This is a genomic window from Calidithermus timidus DSM 17022, from assembly GCF_000373205.1.
GTDB classification, from domain to species: domain Bacteria; phylum Deinococcota; class Deinococci; order Deinococcales; family Thermaceae; genus Calidithermus; species Calidithermus timidus.
In genome coordinates, this window is record NZ_KB890687.1 from 291036 (window position 1) to 311026 (window position 19991).

Below are 19991 nucleotides of genomic sequence, written 5' to 3' on the forward strand. Positions count from 1 at the left end.
CATGGACGCCACAAAACCATCACTCAACCGCAGACGGGTCAGGTGGGGGGAACTTTTTTGGTCGTACCTGGGCCTGACCCTGCTCTCCTTCGTGGTCATCTTCCCCATCCTGGTGCTGCTGAGCGCCTCGCTCAAACCGGCAGGAGACGTCTTTGAGTACCCGCCCCGGCTTTGGCCTAAAAGCTTTTCGCTCGAGAACTACCAGGGCGCGCTGGAAAAAGCCCCTCTGCTGCGCTACTTGTGGAACACCCTGCTAGTTTCGCTCGGGGTCACGTTGGGGCAACTGCTGACCTCGGCTCTGGCGGCCTTCAGCTTCGCTCGGCTGAATTTCCCCGCCAAGCGCAGCCTCTTCCTGGCGGTGCTGGCTACTTACATGGTCCCCTGGGAACTGACCCTCATCCCCAACTACCTCACCATCTCCAGCCTCAGGCTGCTCGACAGCTATTGGGGCCTGGTGCTGCCCTTCCTGGCGGGAGCTTTTGGCATTTTTCTGCTGCGGCAAAGCTTCTTGCAGATTGCCGAAGAATACTTCGACGCCGCCAAGATCGACGGGGCTACGCCGCTGCAACAACTGCGCTTTGTGGCGCTGCCCCTGGCCCGCCCAGCCATCGCCTCACTGGCGCTGCTGACTTTCCTCAACACCTGGAACATGTACCTCTGGCCGCTCATCGTCACCAACGAACCCACCTGGCGCACCGCCCAGATCGGGCTGCGCTTCTTCCTTGTCGATCAGGAGGGCTCGAACTACGGCTTCGTGGCCGCCGGGGCGATTTTGGTCCTCGCTCCTACCCTGATCGCTTTCATGCTGCTCGAGAGAGCCTTCGTGCGGGGAATTTCGCTAGGTGGAATCAAAGGATAGGCTGACGGCTTATTGACCGAAGCGGTCAATGCTTGGTTAGGATATGTGCGTCCAACGAGAGGAAAAGGAGGTTGTATGAAGGGCAAAGCTCTGGCAGTCGGCTTAAGCATCCTGGCGGCGAGCACGGCCATGGCACAGGTCAAGATCAACTTCTGGCACTCGATGGGTGGAGTCAACGGCGAAGCCACCGAAAGGATCGTCAAGGGCTTCAACGCCTCGCAAAAAGAGTGCGAGGCGGTCTCGACCTACGTAGGTTCCTATGACGATGGGCTGACCAAGCTGCAAGCCGCTTTACGTGCTAAGAACCCACCCCACGTCCAGCAAATCTACGACCTGGGCCTACAGGGGATTGCCGAATCGGGCCAGGTTGTTCCCATCTCCGATCTCGCCCGGCGCGATGGGTACGACCTCTCGGGCATCCTGTTCCCGCTGGCCCGCTACTACAACCTCGATGGCAAGTATTACGGCGTGCCCTTCAACGCCTCCACGGCGGAGCTCTACTACAACGTCGACGCCTTCAAGGCGGCTGGGCTTACCCGCCCACCCAAAACCTTCGAGGAATTCGTCGATTACGCCCGCAAGCTCACCAAGAAGGACGCCAGCGGCAACGTGATCCAGTATGGGGCTAGCATCCGGGTGTACGGGTGGTTTATCGAGCAGCTGATCTACAACCAGGGTGGCTACGTGGTCAACAACGAGAACGGGCGCACCAAGCGGGCTACCGCGGTAGAGTACAACGGCCCAGCCGGAGTGAGGGCTGTCAAGTGGATCGTGGACATGACCCGCGAAGGCATCAACATCAACGTCGGGCGCGATGGCGCTGCCCAGCGCCAGGCGTTTACCTCGGGCAAAGCCGCCATGTTCATCGAGTCCACCGCCGCCCTGGGAGCTGTCACTCGCGAGGTCGGGGGCCGCTTCCAGTTCCGCACCACCTCCTTGCCTCGGCCCGCGGGGACCAAGGGCGGCACGGCAATCGGGGGAGCCGCGCTCTACATCTTCAAAGACCATCCAAATAACGAGATCAACTGCGCGTGGAAATTCGTCAAGTACGCCATCTCGCCCGAGGTGCAGTTCGAGTGGCATAAGGCTACGGGCTACTACCCCGTGACCCGTGCAACCCTCGAGCTTCCCCAGACCAAGGCCTACTGGAAGGAAAACCCCAACGCCAAGACCCCCATCGACATCATCCTGTCTAGCCCGCCCACCAAATCCAGCCAGGGTGCAGTAGCCGGGGTGATGCCGCAAATCCGCCAGCACATCGAAGAGGCCATGGAGCTGGCGATCGCGGGCAAGGCCACGGTAGAAGAGGCGCTGAACGCTGCTGCGGCCAAGTCTAACGAGGCCATCGCACGCTACAACTCCTCGGTGCGCTGAAGACTCGCATAACCCGCAAGCCACCTCGAGGCCACGTGCTCGAGGTGGCTGTTGCTTTAGCGAAAAACCCCCGCCCATGTACTTGTTTTTATACCGGATTCAAAAAGATACTCTTCAAAACCAAAACCCAGAGGCTATCTTTTTGAATCCCAGAGCACTCCCTTCGGTCGACCGCCCCGCCAGGGCGGGGCGGCGTCACCATTCGGTGACAAACTAACCGAATCTGGTATTACAGTCCTGAACAAGCCTGGCAGTTCGGAAGTAGCCTAGGATGTTGGAAGCCGGTATAGATTCAAGCCCGTCCGATTAGCTCCATAGAGGGCCGAACCAACCGCCGTTCCGGACGCTCTTAATCTTCCATGCAACTTTTGTTGCGTAATATGCAAACGCGTGCTAGTGTAGGGCCAATCGCTTTAGCGAGAAGGAGGCTATATGCGCAAGTTCGGGATGGTGGTTTTGGTGGTTTTGCTGGCCCTGCCTGGGGCTCTGGCCCAGAGCTGTCTGGCCGAGGTAAAGGCTCGAGGCCTGAACGTGGGTACCAGCCCCGACTACCCCCCCTTCGAGTTCCTGGACAACGCTAACAAGATCGTCGGCTTCGACATCGACCTGGTGAACCTGCTGGCCAAGGAACTGGGGATCAAGGTCAATTGGATCACCCAAAGCTTCGACGGGCTCATCCCGGCCCTGCTGGCTAAGAAAATCGACGTTGTGGCAGCGGGCCTAACCATCACCGAAGAGCGCAAGAAGTCGGTGGACTTCTCCCGCCCCTACATCTCCGGGCCTAACGTGATCATCACCCGCAAAGACACGCCTGGCATTCGCAAGCTCGAAGACCTCGCGGGTAAGCGGGTGGCAGTGCAGATCGGCAGCGCTCAAGAGAAGATCGCCCAGGGGGTGAAGGGGGCCATCGTCAAGTCCTACAACCTCTACACCGAAGCGGCCCTGGCCGTACAGACCCGTCAAGCCGACGCCCTCATCGTGCACCGCTCGGTGGGCCGGGCCTTCATTCAGCAGTACCCCGACCTGCAGGTGGTGGCCGAGCTGAATTCGGTGGATACCGGGCTGGCCCTCCGCAAGGAGTGCGCCGACTTGCGCCAGGCGGTGGACGTAGCCATGGAGAAGCTCGAGCGCAGCGGTAAGCTCGAAGAGCTCGTGGCCCGCTGGTTCAAATAACCCATGGACTTCGGGCTCATCCGCGACAACCTGCCCTTCTTGCTGCAAGGGGCCTGGATCACCGTAAAGGTCACGGCGCTTTCCCTTCTCTTCGGCATCCTGCTGGGAACGTTGGTAACCCTGGCTCGGATGTCCCCTTTACGCTGGCTCTCCGCCCTCACCCTGGGCTATATCGAGTTGCTGCGGGGCACGCCCTTGCTGGTGCAGATCTTCTTGATCTTCTTCGGGCTGCCCCAGCTCATCCAGCAGCAAATCAACGAGTTCGCAGCCGGAGTGCTGGCCTTTAGCATCAACTCCAGCGCCTACGTGGCCGAGATCCTGCGTTCGGGCATCCAGAGCATCCCCAAAGGTCAGCGTGAGGCCGCCCTATCTTTGGGCCTGAGTCCCAGCCAAACCCTGCGCTACGTGATCTTGCCCCAGGCCTTCACGCGGGTGATCCCCCCGCTGGTCAACGAGGGCATCAGCCTGCTGAAGAACTCCTCGCTGTTGTCGGCCATCGCGGTAGTCGAACTCACCCGCGCCGGGCAACTGGTAGCCAGTCGCACCTTCAAGCCCTTCGAGATGTACCTGGCAGTCTCCATGCTCTACCTGGGGATGACCCTGCTGCTGTCATGGGTCTCGCGCGGGCTCGAGCGCCGCTGGAGCGTCCCTCACTGATGAGTCGCGCCTCTTCCCCCACCGAGACAGGCATTGGGGCCCGGCTGCGCCGCATCCGCAAGGCCCAGGGCCTCACCCTGGAGCAGCTCGCAATGCGCAGCGGGCTGGACAAGTCCTTCCTCAGCCGCCTCGAGCGCGAGGCGACAGCAGCCAGCGTGGCCTCGTTGCTCAAGGTCTGCGCGGCCTTGGGCATCCAGCCCGGCGTCCTCTTCGAGGCCCCCAAGACCCGCCTGGTGCGCAAGGATGAGGCGGTAGCGGCCCATTTCGGCGGGGTGGGGGTACAAGACCACATCCTCTCGCGGGGGCTGGAGGGCGAGGTCATGGTGCTGCGCACCGAGATCGCCCCCGGCGGGCACGGGGGTAAAGAGCCTTACCGCTTTCCCGCCAATACCGATTTCATCACCGTGCTCAAAGGCCAGCTCACGGTGTGGGTGGCGGAGGAGGAGTACCGGCTGGGGCCGGGCGATAGCCTGACTTTCTCGGGGCGCGACCCCCACACCTGGCGCAACCCCGGCCCCACACCCACGGTGGTGATCTGGGTCTTGTGCCCTGCTCCTTAAAGAGGTTTCCCCATGAAGCATCAACCCGCAAGCTCGCTCGAGTCCCCCCGCTTCGCCGGGGTACGCACCTTCATGCGCCTCCCCCACCTGCGCACATTGGAGGAGGTGGATTTCGTGGTGCTGGGCATTCCCTTCGACGACGCCACCACCCACCGCCCCGGGGCCCGCTTCGGCCCGGAGAGCATCCGACGCACCTCCATCATGTTGCGTCCTTGGAACCCCTATTGGGACGTGAAGATCTTCGACTACCTCTCGGGGGTGGACTATGGGGACGTGCCGGTGGTCCCCGGCTACCTCGAGGACACCTACACCCGCATCCAAGCCGAGTTCGAGCGCATTGCCCGGGCCGGGGTGATCCCTTTGGCCATGGGAGGCGATCACTCGGTGACGCTGGGGGAGCTGAGGGGGCTGGCCCAAGTCTATGGCCCTTTAGCCCTCGTGCACATCGATGCCCACCTGGACACCTTGGACCAGTACTTCGGGCGAAAGTACAACCACGGCACCCCCTTCCGCCGGGCGGTGGAGGAAGGGTTGGTGGACCCCGCCCACTCCATACAAGTGGGCATCCGCGGCTCCAACTACGGCCCCGAGGACTACGCGGGAAGCCGGGCGCTGGGCTACGAGCTAATCCCCATGTACGAGGTGCAGCGCATCGGCCTGGAGGAGACGCTAAAGCGCATCCACGAGCGCGTGGGACAGCGGGCATGCTTTATCAGCCTGGATATCGACGCCGTGGATCCGGCTTACGCCCCGGGGACCGGCACCCCCGAGGTGGAGGGTTTCACCTCCAGGGAGATCGTAGCCCTGGTGCGGGGGCTGAAGGGGCTGGAGTTCAAAGGGGCCGATGTGGTGGAGGTGCTCCCCACCATCGACCCCGGCGAGATCACCCCCTACTTGGCCGCCAACCTGATCTACGAGTTCATCTCCCTGCTGGCTCTGCGCCACAAGGAGGGCTGATGGAGCCCATCATCCGCATCCGCGGCCTGGAAAAATGGTTTGGCAAGCACCAGGTGCTCAGGGGCATCCACCTGGAGGTGCTAGCGGGAGAGAAACTGGTCATCATCGGTCCCTCCGGGAGCGGCAAAAGCACTTTGATCCGCTGCCTCAACGGCTTGGAGGAGTTCCAGCGGGGTGAGGTGGTGGTGGATGGGATATCCCTGAAGGAGGCCAGGAAGCTTAGCACGGTGCGGCGTGAGGTGGGCATGGTCTTCCAGCAATTCAACCTCTTCCCCCACATGAGCGTGTTGCAGAACGTGACCCTGGCTCCTCTGCGGGTGCGGGGCCTCGAGCCGGAGGAAGCCAAGCGCAAGGCCTTGGCCCTGCTAGAGCGTGTAGGCATCGCCGATCAAGCCCACAAGTACCCGGCCCAGCTCTCCGGCGGACAGCAGCAACGCGTGGCCATCGCCAGGGCCTTAGCCATGGAGCCCAGGGTGATGCTCTTCGACGAGCCCACCAGCGCCCTCGACCCGGAGATGGTGGGCGAGGTGCTGGCGGTGATGCGCGACTTGGCTAAAAGCGGCATGACCATGCTGGTGGTGACCCACGAGATGGCCTTCGCTCGCGAGGTGGCCGACCGGGTGGTCTTCATGGACCAGGGGGAGATAGTGGAGGAAGGGCGGCCCGAAGAAGTCTTCGCCTCGCCCCGTCAGGAGCGAACCCGCAGCTTTCTGCAGCGACTGCTGCACCCCTAGCCATGCTGAGCATCACACAGACCCGCATCCCCCAGGGCTTTATCGACTTAGGGGTAGGCCACCCCGGCCTCGAGCTCCTCCCCCTCGAGGCCCTTCACCAGGCTAGCCAAGCCCTATTCGCCCAGAGCGAACCCCATTTCCTGCAGTACGGAGCCGAGGGGGGCGACCCCGAGCTACGCCGGGAGCTGGCCCGTTTCCTCACCCACCACTACGGCGCCCCGGTGCCGCCGGAGCGGCTGTTCATCAGCGGGGGTATCTCCCAGGCACTGGACCTGCTCTGCGCCACCCTGACCCAGCCTGGCCAGAGCGTGCTGGTGGAAGACCCCACCTACTTTTTGGCCCTGGGCATCTTTCGCGAGCGCAACCTGCAGGTGGTGGGGGTACCGCGGGGGGACTTCCAAGCCCTCGAGGCTGCCCTTCACACCCACCGCCCGGTGCTTTACTACACCGTACCTACCTTCCACAACCCCACCGGCGCCAGCCTCTCCCACCAGCAGCGACAAAAGCTGCTGCACCTGGCCGAGGAGTACGGCTTCTGGGTGATAGCCGACGAGGTCTACCACCTCCTCAGCTATGGCCCCCCGCCCCCACCGCCGCTGGGAACGATGGCCAGCGAACGGATGATCAGTCTGGGATCATTCTCCAAGATCTTGGCCCCCGGCCTGCGGCTGGGCTGGGTCCAGGCGACACCCGGCTTGCTGGAGCGCCTGGAGCGGGCTGGGGTAGTGCAGAGCGGGGGCGGGCTAAACCCCTTCACAGGCCGGGTCGTGGCCCAGGCCATGGCCATGGGATTGCAGGAGAGCCACCTACAGCGGTTGCGGAAGGTTTACAGCAGGCGGCTGGCGGCCTTGCTCGAGGCGCTGAGCGCAGTCCGACTACCCGTGCGGTTCCAGCCTCCCCAGGGGGGCTACTTCGTCTGGCTGGAACTTCCCCCCGAGCAAGACGCCGCCCGGCTGCTCCAGCAGGCCCGTGAGGAAGGGGTGGCCTTCCAACCAGGAGTGCGTTTCTCGCCCAGCGGCTCCTTCCGTCACGCCCTGCGGCTATGCTTCGCCTACTATCCCGAGGAGGGGCTGCTCGAGGGGATAAGGCGGTTGGAGCGGGTTATAGCGAGGGGATGACGGGGTTTCAATCCTCTACGAGGCTAGCAAGCTTCGCAACCCAACGCAAGGAAGTTATGATGCAGCATAAACATGTTTCAATCCTCTACGAGGCTAGCAAGCTTCGCAACCAGCTCGAGCGGGACTTCCTGGCCCTACGGCGCAACGTTTCAATCCTCTACGAGGCTAGCAAGCTTCGCAACGCATTGCCTAGCCGGGATCGGCCATAAAGGCGAAGTGTTTCAATCCTCTACGAGGCTAGCAAGCTTCGCAACGACACTGATCGGATTGTTGCTGATATTCATGTTTCAATCCTCTACGAGGCTAGCAAGCTTCGCAACCCTGAGGGTGAGAGAGAGGGAGGACTCGAGGCTGTTTCAATCCTCTACGAGGCTAGCAAGCTTCGCAACCCACGGCCCGCCGGGCCTCCTCGAGCGAGATCCCCATGTTTCAATCCTCTACGAGGCTAGCAAGCTTCGCAACCATTGCTGCGGCCCGGCAGCCTCTACCTCAACTGTTTCAATCCTCTACGAGGCTAGCAAGCTTCGCAACGCTGGTGGAGCTGGTGGAAGGAGGAGGGGAGTAAACGTTTCAATCCTCTACGAGGCTAGCAAGCTTCGCAACAGATCCTCCTGCGAACACTGTGCTGGATGATCCTGCTAGGGTCATTTTCGCACGCGAGGGTACTATGCACAAGTAGAGCTAGGGTGCTTGGGGAGGGAGAGGGGGTTTTTGTCCTCGAGGTGCTGTGCGTACGCGACGGTGGCCTCGAGGTCTCTCTGCATACGGTTAGAGCACTGTCCAGGGCGAGGAAAGCTTTGGTTTGGCTATCGGGGTCTTGTATAAGGTGACCCTCGCGTTCGCTATACGAAGCCGGGGTCCTCAAGGCGTTTGAGCCCTTCGTAACCAACCCGCCAGGTCCGACCCACGGCCTCGGAGGGAAGAAAGTAAACCGCGAGGATGTCCTCTTTCTTGTCCACCAAGGCTCCCTTGAGGTGGGCCCACTGCTCGCGGGTAAGCCGAGCTTCAAAGACCTCAACGCCCTTCCTCCCGCTCGGATAGAAGGGCCGCCAAGGCGCTCGAGCGGGCCCGCGGCCAGGGCAGCCCCTCGAGGAGCGCCCGCCCACTACCGCGACGGACATGGGTAAACCCCCGGCGTGAACCGGGGGTTTTTACTGGTGGGCGCTGAGGGACTCGAACCCCCGACCCCATCCTTGTAAGGGATGTGCTCTACCAGCTGAGCTAAGCGCCCATAAGCCCGGCCTCGAGGCCGGGCTTTGGTTTGGTGACCCCAAGGGGATTCGAACCCCTGTTACCGCCGTGAGAGGGCGGCGTCCTAGGCCGCTAGACGATGGGGCCTTGCCCTCAAGCGGGGATCGAACCCGCAAGACATAACCTTAGCACATGCTTTCAATTTCGTAAACCCCAGGCTTTGCGCTCGCTCAGTTCTTGTGATAGACTTCTTGGGCTGCCGGTTTAGCACCGGGTTTGGAGGACTTGCAATGAAACGCACCTGGCAACCCAATAAGCGCAAGCGGGCCAAGACCCACGGCTTCCGCGTGCGCATGAAGACCAAAAATGGCCGCAAAGTCATCGCTCGTCGCCGTGCTAAAGGCCGTGTTCGGCTGTCCGTTTCGGGTTAAGGCGTGAACCCCTCTTGAGCCTCCTGCGCCCCTTGGGTCAGCGGGAGGTTGTTCTTTATGACGCCCTCCAAGCCACGCCGCCGCAGGCCAGCCCTCGCGAACTCGGGAGCTGGCACCGTGCAGCCTGCAACGATGAATAAGGCTGTGCGGAAAGAAGAAGGCAGGGATCCTAGCGGTTCGCGGCTGGAGTCGCTCAAAGGAGAGTGGGCCTTCGCCCGGCTCAAGAAGGGGCGGGCAGCTAGGGGTCGCTTGGTTTCCGTGCGCTGGCTGCCCAACCGCACCGGCCCCGTCAAGGTGGGGCTGGTGGTCTCGAAGAAGGTTGGGAAAGCCGTTTTGCGCAATAAAATCCGTCGTCGCATGCGGGAAATCCTGCGCCACATGCTGCTTCCACCCTGCGACTTGATGGTCGTAGCTCAACCCGAAGCCGCGACCGCCGGCTATGCCGAGCTATACCGCGACCTGGCTTTCACCCTGAAGAAATCCGGGCTGATACAATGACGCGCGTGCGGGTCAACCACCCTCCCATGGCTGAGCAAGCCAGCGGGGTTGGGAGCCGCAGGAACGGAGATCGTGTGAAGCCCTTGCTGATCGGTTTGGTGCGGTTTTACCGGCGCTTCATCTCGCCCCTGAAGCCGCCTACCTGCCGTTTTTACCCGAGCTGTAGCTGCTATGCTCTGGAGGCTCTCGAGCGCCACGGAGCTTTTTGGGGGAGCTACCTCACGGTACGGCGGTTGCTCAAGTGCCACCCCCTCCACCCCGGTGGCCTCGACCCCGTGCCGCAGCAACGCCCCCGCATCAATTTCTGGCCCACCCTAACGGAGGAACGATGAACCACAGTAGCCGCCCCAGGCTGGTCAAGCTGGCCCTGGGATTGACCTTAGGTTTGCTCTTCGCCCTCTCCCCCGCCCTCGCCCTCAAAGCCCAGTGGCGCGATGCTGATGTCAACGGCGACGGTAAGCAAGAGAAGGTCGCCGTAACCAACCTCGCCGATATCGCCTTCAACGCTCAGGGGCAGATCGTCGGCTGGTACCCCAAGCAGGTGCGCGGTACCGACTTCAATGGCAACTACAGCGGCAAATTCAACCTCGTCCGCTCGGGCGTGCCCCTGCCGGGAACCCTCTCCGGCTTCAACGCCCCCCAGGCCGAGTTCAGCCAAGCGCCCAACGGCAGCAAGGGGGGCAAGCTCAGCGCAAGCTTCACCGAAGGCGATGGCAAGCTGACCTACGTCATCGACCCGCTGTTTCTCTCCATCGAAGTCAGCGTGGAGTCGGGCAGCCCTAGGGTGCTGAGCTGGAGCGGGATTGGCGGCAGTGAACGCCCGCTCACCAAGTGGCTCACTCCCGGCAACACCCAGCCCAGCGAAACCGGCAGCGGCAAACCGGTGTATGTGGCTTGGCAGCAATCCCCCACCAAGGGCTACGCCATGATCATCCAGCCCATCCAGGGCTTCGGCCAGGCCAAGCTGACCCGCTCGCCCAGCGGCGACTCGGCCACCCTCGAGGTCACCATCCCACCCGCTCAGGTCACCTCCTTCCGGGCCTACGGTGGCGCCAACGAGATGGTGCGACTGCACGTGGAAAAGTACCTCGAGCTGCCCGGCCTGTTCCGCCCCGACATCTGGGGTCAGCTCTCGCTGGCTTTGCTGTGGGTGATGGAGCAGGGGCACCGCTGGACGGGGAGCTGGTTCTTTGCCATCGTGCTCTTGACCCTCCTGGTGCGCCTGCTCCTGTGGCCGCTGATGCACCAGCAGTACAAGAGCATGGCCGAGATGAATAAGATCCAGCCGCTGATCCAGGAGATCAACAAGAAGTTCAAGGACAGCCCGGAGAAGCGCACCGAAGCGACCATGAAGCTGTACCAGGAACACAAGATCAACCCCTTTGCCGGGTGCCTTCCCCTGTTCCTTCAGCTTCCGATACTGTTTGTGCTGTGGAAGGTCATCGCCAACTACGAGTTCGGCCAGGGGGTGCTCTGGATCCCCGATCTGGCCCTGCCCGACCCCCTCTACATCCTGCCGATCCTCTACGTGCTCACCACCATCGCCTCGACCTACCTCTCGGCTGCCGGGAACCCCGACGCCCTGCGCCAGGGCATGATCATGAACCTGGTGTTCGTGTTCATCATCTTCAGCTTCCCCTCCGGCGTCTCGATCTACTGGATCCTCTCGATGCTGATCACCCTGGCCCAGCAGTGGCTGATCAAGCGCAGCCTGGGCGACCTCAAGCCCGCTGCGGCGAACGCGAAGTCTAAGTAGCTGTCGCGACGTGAGAGCGCCCGGGGTTCCCGGGCGCTCCTCCTTTCGAGAAAGCCTTAGTCGGCGGCGATGGCCAGCATGGGCTCGTCGCTAACCAGGCCCACGTGAGCCCCCAGGCTGCGCAGGCGCTCGGGGAGTTGCTCGTAACCGCGCTCGAGGTATTGCACTCCCTCGATGCGGCTCTCACCTTCGGCAGCCAGTGCCGCGATCACCAAGCCACCCCCAGCGCGGATGTCGGCGGCCTTGACCGTGGCCCCGTGCAACTTCTTGCCGTTGATCGAGAGCACCCGGTCCTTGAGGGTCAGGTCGGCGCCCATGCGCAGCAACTCGGGAACGTTGGTGAAGCGGTCGGGGTAGATGCGGTCGGAGACCAGCGCATTACCCTGCGCCGTAGCCAGATAGCCCACCGCCAGCGGCTGCATGTCGGTGACGAAGCCGGGGTACTCGCGGGCTTCGATGTTGAAGGGTTTGGGTTCGGGGGTGGCCTCGAGGCGAATCCAGTCGGGGCCGACCTCGAGGCGGTGCCCGGCCTGGGCCAATTTGTCCAGCAGAGCGTCGAGGTGCAGGGGCTCCACGTCGGTGAGGGTGATGCTGCCGCGGGTAGCCGCTGCGGCCAACAGGAAGGTCGCCGCCTCGAGGCGGTCAGGGATTATCCGGTAGCTCACCCCATTGAGCTGCTTCGCCCCCTTGATGTGGAGGATGCTGCTGCCAATACCCCGAACCTCCGCCCCCATGGCCGCCAGGAAGTGGCATAGGTCTTCGATTTCGGGCTCCTGGGCGGTCAGGATCAGGGTGGCCTCGCCGCCGAGGGCCGTTGCTAGCAGGGCCTGCTCGGTACCGCCGAGGGTGGGCATGTCGAAGACCACCCGGCCCGACAGGGGTCGCACCCGGCGGGCGGTGAAGTAGCCGGAATCCTCGGTGACCTCAGCCCCAAGGGCCCGCAGGGCCTTGAGGTGCTGGTCTACCGGACGCGGACCAAAAGTGCAGCCACCGGGCAGGGGAACCGTGCCCTCGCCGGCGCGGGCCACCAGCGCTCCCAACAGATTGAAGCTCGCCCGCATCTTGCTGACGAGCTCATAAGGAGCCACGGTATTGATGATCTCGGGAGTGTGGAGGTGCAGGGTCCGACCCTCCCAGGCATAGCGGGTGCCCAGGTGGGACAAGAGCTCGAGCATGACGTCGACATCGCGCAGGCGTGGAACTTCCAGCAGCGTTATCGGATCGGCGCTCAGGAGGCTGGCCGCCATAAGCTTGAGCGCCGAGTTCTTGGCCGGATAAACCCGAACCTCGCCGCCCAGCGGCGTTCCGCCCCGCACCCATATGGCCTGTTCCATATCTATAGATCACCCTATTCCTAGAGCTTATGTATTTAGCAGCATGTTACACATGATGCTCAATATGAGTGTATGGAGTATTTTTTGCGTTGTCAAGCATTACTGCACTGTGCTACACTGCCGCGTGATGAGCTAAGTACCCACGAAAGCCCTCGATGCAGTAAGGTCGTGGGTGCAAGCAGGAGCGCAATGGCAAAGAAAGAGAAAAAAAGGCTCCAGGTGGTCATCAGCGACGAGCAGGACGCGCTGCTGACCAAGGCTGCCTATGAACTCTCCAACCCTGAGCGCCTGGTCTCCAAGTCGGAAGTGGTGCGCCTGGCGATCCAGAAAATCGCCCAGGACCTGGAAGAGGGCAAGGCCAGCCTGGAGGAACTGCTCAAAAACCTCGAGCCCGAGGAAGAGGAAAGCTAGGGGGCGTAGGACGTACGCCCCCCATCTTGACTTTTGACCCTCGGCAGATCACCAGCCACACGCTGACGGCTCAACGCCCCCGCGCTACAGATGCTGCCGCCACCAATCCAAATAGGCCTCGAGGCGGGCCACTCGGCGGTCGGGACGACCTGAGCGGGAAAGCTCGTGACCCTCTTCGGGGCAGCGGAAGAAGCGGGTAGGGATGCCCCGGTGCAGCAGAGCGGTATACCAGGTCTCGCCCTGGTCGATGGGACAGCGGTGATCCTGTTCGGAGTGCACCACCAGGGTAGGGGTTCTCACATTATGCACCAGGCTCAGGGGGCTCTTGGCCCACAGCACCTCGGGCCGCTCCCACACGCTGGCGCCAAGCTGAAGCTGCACGAAGCGCGGCCCGATGTCAGAAGCGCCGAAGAAGCTGGTCCAGTTGCAGATGCTGCGGTCGGTGACGGCAGCCTTGAAGCGCTCGGGCACCCGGGCGGTGAGCCAATTGGTCATGTAGCCGCCATAGCTGCCGCCCGCCACCCCGACTCGAGCGCGGTCGAGTTGAGGGAAGCGCTCCAGCACCGTATCCAGGAAGCCCAGCAGGTCGGCCTGGTCGATCTCCCCCCATTGGTGTCCCAAGTCGGCGAAGGCCTCGCCATAGCTGCTCGAGCCCCTGGGGTTGCAGTAGGCCACGGCGAACCCCGCCTCGCGGAAGAGGTGGTGGGCCAGCATCACCGCGCTGCCAAAGGCAGTGTGGGGACCACCGTGAATGTAGAGGATCACCGGGTGGGGGCCTTCGCCCTCGGGCAGGAGCACCCAACCGGGCACCGGATGGCCCTCAGGCGCACGGTAAACCACTGGCTCGGGATTGCTCAGGGAGAGCGGGACCTCGGCGTTGGGGTCAAACAGCACCTCCCCAGGACGGCTCAGGCGCGGAGGGAGGGTGGCGGCTTCGGTGAGGGTGTAAAGCTCGCGTCCGCAGAAGGCAAAGGCCAGCACGCTTTCCCCCACGCCATGAACCTTGCCGACCTCACCTTCCAGCGATACCCTGCGCAGCCGGGCGTGACCCTCCTTGGTCTCTACGAGGTAGATCAGACCGTCGGGACCGAACTTGGGGGTCTGGGCATAGGTGCCATAGCGGCAATCGGAGTTGATACTGTTGGTGAAATTGCCCTGGGCCAGCGTCCTAGGCTCGCCCTCCAGGGGCCGGTAGGTCAGGCGGGCATCGGTGGCGAGGCCACGCTCATAGGCGTGGGTGAGGTAGACCAGGCCCTTGCCGTCGGGGGTGGGCTCGAGGCCGCTGATCGGCCCTTCTCCACCGAAGCACTCCTGCACCCGCCCCTGCAGGTCGAGGGTGTAGACCCGCTGCTTGCCCTCCAGGCGCTCGCGAAGGTTGCTCGAGGACACGAAATAAAGCTTCTGGCCATCGGGACTCCAAGCCAGCTCGCTGATCTCCAGAGGCGGCTGATGCAGTTGCCGCAGGCTGCCTCCCTCCCACAACCACAAAGCCGCTGGGGTGTCCTCCAAAAGCCCCCGCTGCTCGAATTTGAAGGGCCAGGACTCGAAGCTCCTGGGCTGGTCGGCCTTGGGTGGCTCGCGGTCGCCCGCGCTTAGCAGGGCAATCTTCGAGCCGTCCGGGCTCAGCTTGTAGCCGCTTACGCCCGCTTTGAACCAGGTGATCTGCTCGGCCTCTCCCCCGTTCACGGGAAGCCGGAAGAGCTGGTTGGCCTTATCCACCTTGCGGGTGAAGTAGTAGTACTCACCCTTCCACTGCGGGTTGCGGGCCTCCCCTTGGGTCAGGATCTTGAGGCCGCCGTCCCACATGGCCAGGCGGGGGCGATATTTGGGCGGCTCCTTATCGCCTTCGGAGCGCTCGATATCGGTGAGCACGAACAGCGGCCTGCCCAGAGGGCCTTCGCTCAGGTTGGAGATGAAGCGCAGTTGGTAGAGGATGTCGGGCTGCACGGTATCAATCTAAGGCAAATACGTCCCACATCGCCGCAAAACGCCCTTCGTCTCTGCCTCAGCGCGGCAAGGTGACCGTGTAGGTCAGCACCCGGCTGGCCCCTGGGGCCAGGGTGAAGCGGGCCCGGTAGCCCTCAGGGGTGCGCTCGGCACCGCTGATTTCGAGGGTAAAGGGTTGGGGGAAGGACTCGCTCAACTCCACCTCGAGGCCATATTGCTTGGGGTTCTTAACCGTGGTGCTCACCCGGAAGCGGTTTTGCGCCAGCACCTCGATCCTGCGCTGGGCCCTGCCCTCGGGGTCGGGGCCCAGCGAGAGGGTTACCGGGCCGCCCTTGGCGGTCTCCTGCACAAAGGACTGGCCCACGAACACACCCCGGTCACGAACGCTGACCAATCCGCCTGCCAAATTCTCGGGGGCCGCGAAGCGATAACCGCGCTCGAAGCGGATCTCGGGGGCGCTGCTAAAGCCCGACTGCCAGCGCCAGATATAAGTAGGCTGCACCCTGGCCTGAAGGAAGGGCAATTCGGTCTGTCCGGGCTGGAGGGTGAGCGCGCCAGGCAGCCGGTAGCGGTAAGTGCCCCCGACTTCGCCCACGAACTCCGCCCCGGCCTTCTCTAGCGCCGCCGCACGCGACTCGAGGGTGCTCGGAACCGGCTGGTCGAAGCCGCCCTCGAGCACCGGCACGCTGCCGGCGACGAGCTCGAGTTGTTTGAACTCCAGCACCTGCCCCAGATTGTTTTCCAGGGCGGCCCAGCCGGTAAGGTTGCTTCCCTCGAGGGTGTAGTAAAGCTTCCAGGTGAGCCCCCGGCTGAGGTAGCTCAAAGAGGCCGGGCCACTACCCCGGTAGCTGAAGCTGACGCGGGCCGCAGGCCCAGGCCGCAAGCCGTCGGGATCGGGATAGGCGATGAGGCCGGGCAGGGCGGTGAGGTAGCGACCCTCGTACTCGAAGATCGGGCGGTCGGGGTCTAGCACGGTGGCCTCGCGCCACCGCCCCTCCCAGTAGAACTGCACCCTCTTGCCCCTGTACGCGGCCAGGGGGCTGCTCTGAGGCAATAGCTGCACCTGGCGGGAGAGTTCCTCTACGCCGCCGAGCTCGAGGGTTCCCGCGATCAGGTTGCGCAACACGACCTGCGAAGGTTCCCAGGTCCAGCTACCTGCCGGTAGCGTCACCGGCAGGCGCACCTCGGCGAAAGCGCGGTAGACGGTGGCTTCCTGCGCGACGGCTACCCCAAGGGCCAGCGCCAGCGCGGCCAATAGCTGCTTTTTCATGAGCTAAGTAAAACACCTCAGCAGTAAGACCCGATGAGAAAGCTTCCGAGTTTCAGCCCCAAAGCAAAGTGTGGGGCGGGCTCGAGCCCGCCCCACACAGCGTCTTGCGTATCGGCCAATGAGCTTTACAGGATGTCGTCGCGGATGCAGGCCTTGAAGTGGCCGGGCGCGACTTCGCGCAGCTCGGGCACCACCTCGGCGCACTCCTTGATGGCGTAGCGGCAGCGGGTGCGGAACACGCAGCCCGAGGGGGGGTTGATGGGGCTGGGAATATCGCCCTGCAGCACGATGCGCTCGCGCTTGACGGTGGGATCGGGCACGGGGATGGCCGAGAGCAGGGCCTCGGTGTAGGGGTGTTTGGGTGAGCGGTAGAGGTCTTTGGAGGTCGCCAGCTCCATCACCTTGCCCAGGTACATCACCGCGATGCGATCGGAGATGTATTCCACCACCGCCAGGTCGTGGGCGATGAAGAGCACGGTCAGGCCCAGCTGCTCCTTGAGGTCTTGCAAGAGGTTGACCACCTGGGCCTGGATCGACACGTCCAGCGCCGAGACCGGCTCGTCGGCCACGATGAACTCGGGGCGCACCGCCAGGGCGCGGGCGATGCCGATGCGCTGGCGCTGTCCTCCGGAGAACTCGTGGGGGTAGCGGCGGATGTGGTCGGGGTTGAGGCCCACCATCTGCAGGAGCTCGGCCACCCGCTCGGTGCGGGCCTGGGCAGAGCCCTCGAGGTTGTGGATCACCAGCGGCTCAGCGATGATGTCCCCCACCGTCATGCGGGGGTTCAAGGAGGCGAAGGGGTCCTGGAAGATGATCTGCATCTTCCGGCGGTAGGCCCGCAGTTGGGGTTTGGGCAGGTGGGTGATGTCGTGGCCGTCGAACTTGATCGTGCCGGAGGTGGGCTCGATCAGGCGCAAGATGGTGCGGCCTACGGTGGTCTTGCCCGAGCCCGATTCGCCCACCAGGCCCAGCACCTCCCCCTTCTTCACGTCGAAGCTCACGTCGTTGACGGCCTTGACGTTGGCCACCACCCGGCTCAGGATGCCGCCGCGGATGGGGAACCACTTCTTCAGGTTTTGCACCTCGACCAGGCTGGTGGCGACGGCAGTGGGAGTCGGCACGCTCATGCCCTCACCCCCAGTTCAGCCTGAATCTCGGCCCAGCGCACGCAGCGCACCATATGCCCGCCGCCGGTATCCTGCAGCACCGGGATATCGGTATCGCAGCGACCCTCCTGGAAGTACTTGCAGCGGGGATGGAAAGCGCAGCCCGCGGGCAGGTGCAAGGGGTTGGGCACGTTGCCGGGAATGGCTTCCAGGCGTTGGCGGTGCTCGGCGGCCAGGTCTAAGCGGGGGACTGAGTTGAGCAGGCCCATGGTGTAAGGGTGCTTGGAGCGCTTGAAAGTAGCCGTCACGTCGGCTTCTTCCACCGCCCGCCCCGCGTACATCACCACTACCCGGTCGGCCATCTCGGCCACCACGCCCAGGTTGTGGGTGATGAACAGAATGCTCATGCCGATCTCTTCTTGCAGCTTGTACATCAGCTCGAGGATCTGCGCCTGGATGGTCACGTCGAGCGCGGTGGTGGGCTCGTCGGCGATGAGGAGGGAGGGGTTGCAGGAGAGGGCCATGGCGATCATGACCCGCTGGCGCATCCCGCCCGACATCTGGTGGGGGTAGTTGGACAGGCGCTTGCGAGGCTCGGGGATGCCCACCAGGTCGAGCATCTCGGCGGAGAGCTCGAGGGCTTCCCTCCTGCTCTTGCCCTGGTGCAGCATGATAGCCTCGGCGATCTGGTCGCCCACGGTATATACGGGGTTCAAAGAAGTCATGGGCTCCTGAAAGATCATGGCGATGTCGTTGCCACGGATCTTGCGCATGGCGGCCTCGTCTTGCTTGGCCAGGTCCTTGACCTGCCCATCCTTCCCCCGAAACAGCATCTCCCCGCCCACGATGCGCCCGGGCGGGTTGGGGATCAGGCGCATGATGGCCAGACTGGTCACGCTCTTGCCCGAGCCCGACTCGCCCACCACGGCCAGGGTCTCGCCCTTGTCGATGTGGAAGGAAACGCCATCTACGGCTTTGACCACGCCGTCATCGGTGAAGAAGTGGACCTTCAGGTCCTTGACCTCGAGCAGCCTTTTTTCGTCCATCCGAACTCCTTGAGTGTAACAGCGGCATTCTACCGCATGGAACTCTGCATAGGTTATACGCCATGGTGGAGCAAAAATAAAGCCTGAAGCCCATAAACAAGGCTTTTTCCAGCCGTAGCATCCACCGAGCATCCGATCACCCCTCCACCACAAGGCAGAGGGGTAATCGCTAAGGTGCTAGCGTTTGGCCCTGGGATCGAGCGCATCTCGCAGACCATCGCCCATGAAGTTGAAGGAGAGGATGGCGATGAAGATGAACAGACCAGGGATCAGCAGCCAGGGGCGGTCCACGAAGGCAGTGATGCCCTGGGCCTGGGCCTTGGAGAGCAGCAGGCCCCAGGAGGAAGCCGGCTCCTGAATACCCAGCCCGATGAACGACAGGCCCGACTCCGCCAGGATGAAGCCGGGGATGGCCAGGGTAACGCTGACGATGAGGAAGGTGAAGGTTCCGGGCAGAATGTGCAAGGCGATCACCCGACTATCCGAGGCCCCCATAGCCTGAGCGGCCTGGGCGTATTCCATCTCCCGAAGCTGGAGGATTTGCCCGCGCATGACCCGGGCCAAACCACCCCAGTTGACGAAGGAGAGGATGCAGACCACCAGGTAAAAACGCATGGCCGGGGGGATCCCCTGGGGGATGAGCACCGAGAGGGTGATGAGCAGGAACAAGTCGGGGATGGCCGCCAGGATCTCGGTCGTGCGCATGATGAGGGTGTCGAGATCGATCTTGATCAGGGGGAAGAGGATGGCGTAGGCAATCGCCAGGAGAATACCCACTCCCACAATCCCGAAGACCACGGCCTCAAAACCACGGGTGGTGGCCCAGAAGCCGCTGAGCATGACCCACACCAGCCAGGCCAGCCCCCCCCACAAAGCCAGCCACAGGAGGGTCTTGAGCAAGCTGGGCAAGGGGTTCCTGGAGACGAACTCCCGGTAGGCGGGGTTGAGCAGCCCGATGCTCAGCGTCAAGGGCTTCCCGGCGAAAAAGCCCGAGAGGCTGCCCATGAACACCCCGATCAACAGGGCCAGCGCAGTGGCGAAGATGCCTATGGTGAGGCTTACCCGCGCTCCGTACCAGATGCGCCCCCACAGGTCGCGACCAAAGTCATCGGTGCCCCACAGGAACAGGTGGGCCTGCTCGTTTTGCAACCACTCCCCGCCCATCAGGCGCAGATTGGCGGGGATGAAACCTAAGAACCTGTAAGGCTCGCCCTGGACAAAGAAGTAGATGGTGTACTTCTGAGTACAGTCCTGGACGAACTCGAGCTTGAAGGTCTCGAGGTTGCGTTTACGCTCGACGGTGCAGACGTAAGGGCGGGTCAACCGGCCGTTCTCATCACGCCAGTGAACCACCGTGGGCGGAGAAAAAGTGAGCTCGCGAAAACTCTTGGTCTCCGGGTAGGGCGCCAGGAAGTCGGCGAAGAGGGCACCTAGGTACAGCACCAGCAGCACCCCACCACCCAAACGGGCTAAAGGGTGGCGGCGAAAACGGATCCAGGCCTCCTGGAAGAAGCTGCGGCTCTGAAGCGCTCCTTGCGATCTAGCTTCGATCTTGCGCGTCATGGCCGC

Annotated in this window: 20 protein-coding genes, 2 tRNA genes and 1 CRISPR repeat array; of the genes, 13 read left to right on the forward strand and 9 right to left on the reverse strand. The window is 63.1% G+C overall.

Annotation, left to right across the window (positions count from 1 at the left end; genetic code table 11):
- The first annotated feature begins 1 nt into the window (after nt 1).
- The 8 genes from B047_RS0101340 to B047_RS0101375 all read left to right on the forward strand — a co-directional run bounded on the left by B047_RS0101340 (nt 2) and on the right by B047_RS0101375 (nt 7432).
- A complete protein-coding gene (locus B047_RS0101340) occupies nt 2-859 on the forward strand; it encodes a carbohydrate ABC transporter permease (protein WP_018465166.1) in 858 nt (285 codons plus the stop codon).
- Nucleotides 860-934: 75 nt separating this feature from the next.
- Nucleotides 935-2233, forward strand: a complete 1299-nt coding sequence (locus B047_RS0101345) for an ABC transporter substrate-binding protein (protein WP_018465167.1) — start codon at nt 935-937, stop codon at nt 2231-2233.
- Nucleotides 2234-2665: 432 nt separating this feature from the next.
- Nucleotides 2666-3406, forward strand: a complete 741-nt coding sequence (locus tag B047_RS0101350) for a basic amino acid ABC transporter substrate-binding protein (RefSeq protein ID WP_018465168.1) — start codon at nt 2666-2668, stop codon at nt 3404-3406.
- A 3-nt stretch (nt 3407-3409) separates the two neighbouring features.
- Entirely contained in the window at nt 3410-4063 is a 654-nt protein-coding gene (locus tag B047_RS0101355; protein WP_018465169.1) for an amino acid ABC transporter permease, read from the forward strand.
- Complete coding sequence (locus B047_RS0101360; protein WP_018465170.1) at nt 4063-4623, forward strand: helix-turn-helix domain-containing protein; 561 nt, start codon at nt 4063-4065, stop codon at nt 4621-4623. The genes B047_RS0101355 and B047_RS0101360 overlap by 1 nt, the downstream gene beginning before the upstream one ends.
- Nucleotides 4624-4635: 12 nt before the next feature.
- Entirely contained in the window at nt 4636-5580 is a 945-nt protein-coding gene (speB, locus tag B047_RS0101365; RefSeq protein ID WP_018465171.1) for an agmatinase, read from the forward strand.
- Nucleotides 5580-6314, forward strand: a complete 735-nt coding sequence (locus B047_RS0101370) for an amino acid ABC transporter ATP-binding protein (protein WP_018465172.1) — start codon at nt 5580-5582, stop codon at nt 6312-6314. The genes speB and B047_RS0101370 overlap by 1 nt, the downstream gene beginning before the upstream one ends.
- Before the next feature lie 2 nt (nt 6315-6316).
- A complete protein-coding gene (locus B047_RS0101375; RefSeq protein ID WP_018465173.1) occupies nt 6317-7432 on the forward strand; it encodes an aminotransferase-like domain-containing protein in 1116 nt (371 codons plus the stop codon).
- A gap of 4 nt (nt 7433-7436) precedes the next feature.
- A CRISPR array of direct repeats spans nt 7437-8035; the repeat unit is 36 nt; unit sequence GTTTCAATCCTCTACGAGGCTAGCAAGCTTCGCAAC.
- A 239-nt stretch (nt 8036-8274) separates the two neighbouring features.
- On the opposite strand, the gene B047_RS18255 is transcribed toward B047_RS0101375, so the two are convergent.
- From B047_RS18255 to B047_RS0101390, 3 genes are all read right to left on the reverse strand, one after another.
- A complete protein-coding gene (locus tag B047_RS18255) occupies nt 8275-8553 on the reverse strand; it encodes a CRISPR-associated endonuclease Cas2 (RefSeq protein ID WP_018465174.1) in 279 nt (92 codons plus the stop codon).
- A 34-nt stretch (nt 8554-8587) separates the two neighbouring features.
- Nucleotides 8588-8663 (reverse strand) — tRNA-Val (locus B047_RS0101385).
- Nucleotides 8664-8694: 31 nt separating this feature from the next.
- Nucleotides 8695-8770 (reverse strand) — tRNA-Glu (locus B047_RS0101390).
- Between the two features lie 143 nt (nt 8771-8913).
- On the opposite strand from B047_RS0101390, the gene rpmH reads away from it, so the two are divergent.
- The 4 genes from rpmH (at nt 8914) to yidC (ending at nt 11308) form a co-directional block, all read left to right on the forward strand.
- Entirely contained in the window at nt 8914-9054 is a 141-nt protein-coding gene (gene rpmH, locus B047_RS17395; RefSeq protein WP_084784904.1) for a 50S ribosomal protein L34, read from the forward strand.
- 132 nt (nt 9055-9186) lie between these two features.
- Nucleotides 9187-9552: a ribonuclease P protein component gene (rnpA, locus tag B047_RS0101395; RefSeq protein ID WP_018465175.1), complete on the forward strand. Its 366-nt coding sequence runs from the start codon at nt 9187-9189 to the stop codon at nt 9550-9552.
- Nucleotides 9553-9578: 26 nt separating this feature from the next.
- Nucleotides 9579-9884 (forward strand): membrane protein insertion efficiency factor YidD, encoded by a 306-nt coding sequence (gene yidD / locus B047_RS15990; protein WP_420805363.1) that lies wholly within the window; start codon nt 9579-9581, stop codon nt 9882-9884.
- A complete protein-coding gene (gene yidC, locus B047_RS0101405) occupies nt 9881-11308 on the forward strand; it encodes a membrane protein insertase YidC (RefSeq protein ID WP_018465177.1) in 1428 nt (475 codons plus the stop codon). Before yidD ends, yidC begins: the two co-directional genes overlap by 4 nt.
- A 56-nt stretch (nt 11309-11364) precedes the next feature.
- Here yidC and murA read toward each other — a convergent pair whose 3' ends face one another.
- Nucleotides 11365-12642, reverse strand: coding sequence for a UDP-N-acetylglucosamine 1-carboxyvinyltransferase (gene murA / locus B047_RS0101410; RefSeq protein ID WP_018465178.1), 1278 nt, complete (start codon nt 12640-12642; stop codon nt 11365-11367).
- Nucleotides 12643-12831: 189 nt separating this feature from the next.
- Here murA and B047_RS0101415 point away from each other — a divergent pair, with 189 nt between their 5' ends.
- Nucleotides 12832-13053 carry a hypothetical protein gene (locus B047_RS0101415; protein ID WP_018465179.1) on the forward strand — a complete coding sequence of 74 codons (222 nt, stop codon included), beginning with the start codon at nt 12832-12834 and terminating at the stop codon, nt 13051-13053.
- A gap of 84 nt (nt 13054-13137) precedes the next feature.
- Here the strand turns inward: B047_RS0101415 and B047_RS0101420 are convergent, their stop codons facing one another.
- The 5 genes from B047_RS0101420 to B047_RS0101440 all read right to left on the reverse strand — a co-directional run bounded on the left by B047_RS0101420 (nt 13138) and on the right by B047_RS0101440 (nt 19985).
- On the reverse strand, nt 13138-15000 hold the full coding sequence (locus B047_RS0101420) for a S9 family peptidase (protein WP_018465180.1): 1863 nt from the start codon (nt 14998-15000) through the stop codon (nt 13138-13140).
- A gap of 58 nt (nt 15001-15058) precedes the next feature.
- A complete protein-coding gene (locus B047_RS0101425) occupies nt 15059-16270 on the reverse strand; it encodes a DUF4139 domain-containing protein (RefSeq protein ID WP_018465181.1) in 1212 nt (403 codons plus the stop codon).
- A 125-nt stretch (nt 16271-16395) separates the two neighbouring features.
- Nucleotides 16396-17397, reverse strand: a complete 1002-nt coding sequence (locus B047_RS0101430) for an ABC transporter ATP-binding protein (protein WP_018465182.1) — start codon at nt 17395-17397, stop codon at nt 16396-16398.
- Complete coding sequence (locus B047_RS0101435) at nt 17394-18422, reverse strand: ABC transporter ATP-binding protein (protein ID WP_018465183.1); 1029 nt, start codon at nt 18420-18422, stop codon at nt 17394-17396. Before B047_RS0101435 ends, B047_RS0101430 begins: the two co-directional genes overlap by 4 nt.
- 177 nt (nt 18423-18599) lie before the next feature.
- Nucleotides 18600-19985: an ABC transporter permease gene (locus B047_RS0101440; protein ID WP_018465184.1), complete on the reverse strand. Its 1386-nt coding sequence runs from the start codon at nt 19983-19985 to the stop codon at nt 18600-18602.
- Between the last annotated feature and the right edge of the window lie 6 nt (nt 19986-19991).

Bases quoted from the DNA above. Each gene is read 5' to 3' on its own strand.
- B047_RS0101340 (WP_018465166.1), top strand. From the start codon at position 2: ATGGACGCCACAAAACCATCACTCAACCGCAGACGGGTCAGGTGGGGG.
- B047_RS0101345 (WP_018465167.1), top strand. From the start codon at position 935: ATGAAGGGCAAAGCTCTGGCAGTCGGCTTAAGCATCCTGGCGGCGAGC.
- B047_RS0101350 (WP_018465168.1), top strand. From the start codon at position 2,666: ATGCGCAAGTTCGGGATGGTGGTTTTGGTGGTTTTGCTGGCCCTGCCT.
- B047_RS0101355 (WP_018465169.1), top strand. From the start codon at position 3,410: ATGGACTTCGGGCTCATCCGCGACAACCTGCCCTTCTTGCTGCAAGGG.
- B047_RS0101360 (WP_018465170.1), top strand. From the start codon at position 4,063: ATGAGTCGCGCCTCTTCCCCCACCGAGACAGGCATTGGGGCCCGGCTG.
- speB (WP_018465171.1), top strand. From the start codon at position 4,636: ATGAAGCATCAACCCGCAAGCTCGCTCGAGTCCCCCCGCTTCGCCGGG.
- B047_RS0101370 (WP_018465172.1), top strand. From the start codon at position 5,580: ATGGAGCCCATCATCCGCATCCGCGGCCTGGAAAAATGGTTTGGCAAG.
- B047_RS0101375 (WP_018465173.1), top strand. From the start codon at position 6,317: ATGCTGAGCATCACACAGACCCGCATCCCCCAGGGCTTTATCGACTTA.
- B047_RS18255 (WP_018465174.1), bottom strand. From the start codon at position 8,553: ATGTCCGTCGCGGTAGTGGGCGGGCGCTCCTCGAGGGGCTGCCCTGGC.
- rpmH (WP_084784904.1), top strand. From the start codon at position 8,914: ATGAAACGCACCTGGCAACCCAATAAGCGCAAGCGGGCCAAGACCCAC.
- rnpA (WP_018465175.1), top strand. From the start codon at position 9,187: ATGAATAAGGCTGTGCGGAAAGAAGAAGGCAGGGATCCTAGCGGTTCG.
- yidD (WP_420805363.1), top strand. From the start codon at position 9,579: ATGGCTGAGCAAGCCAGCGGGGTTGGGAGCCGCAGGAACGGAGATCGT.
- yidC (WP_018465177.1), top strand. From the start codon at position 9,881: ATGAACCACAGTAGCCGCCCCAGGCTGGTCAAGCTGGCCCTGGGATTG.
- murA (WP_018465178.1), bottom strand. From the start codon at position 12,642: ATGGAACAGGCCATATGGGTGCGGGGCGGAACGCCGCTGGGCGGCGAG.
- B047_RS0101415 (WP_018465179.1), top strand. From the start codon at position 12,832: ATGGCAAAGAAAGAGAAAAAAAGGCTCCAGGTGGTCATCAGCGACGAG.
- B047_RS0101425 (WP_018465181.1), bottom strand. From the start codon at position 16,270: ATGAAAAAGCAGCTATTGGCCGCGCTGGCGCTGGCCCTTGGGGTAGCC.
- B047_RS0101430 (WP_018465182.1), bottom strand. From the start codon at position 17,397: ATGAGCGTGCCGACTCCCACTGCCGTCGCCACCAGCCTGGTCGAGGTG.
- B047_RS0101435 (WP_018465183.1), bottom strand. From the start codon at position 18,422: ATGGACGAAAAAAGGCTGCTCGAGGTCAAGGACCTGAAGGTCCACTTC.
- B047_RS0101440 (WP_018465184.1), bottom strand. From the start codon at position 19,985: ATGACGCGCAAGATCGAAGCTAGATCGCAAGGAGCGCTTCAGAGCCGC.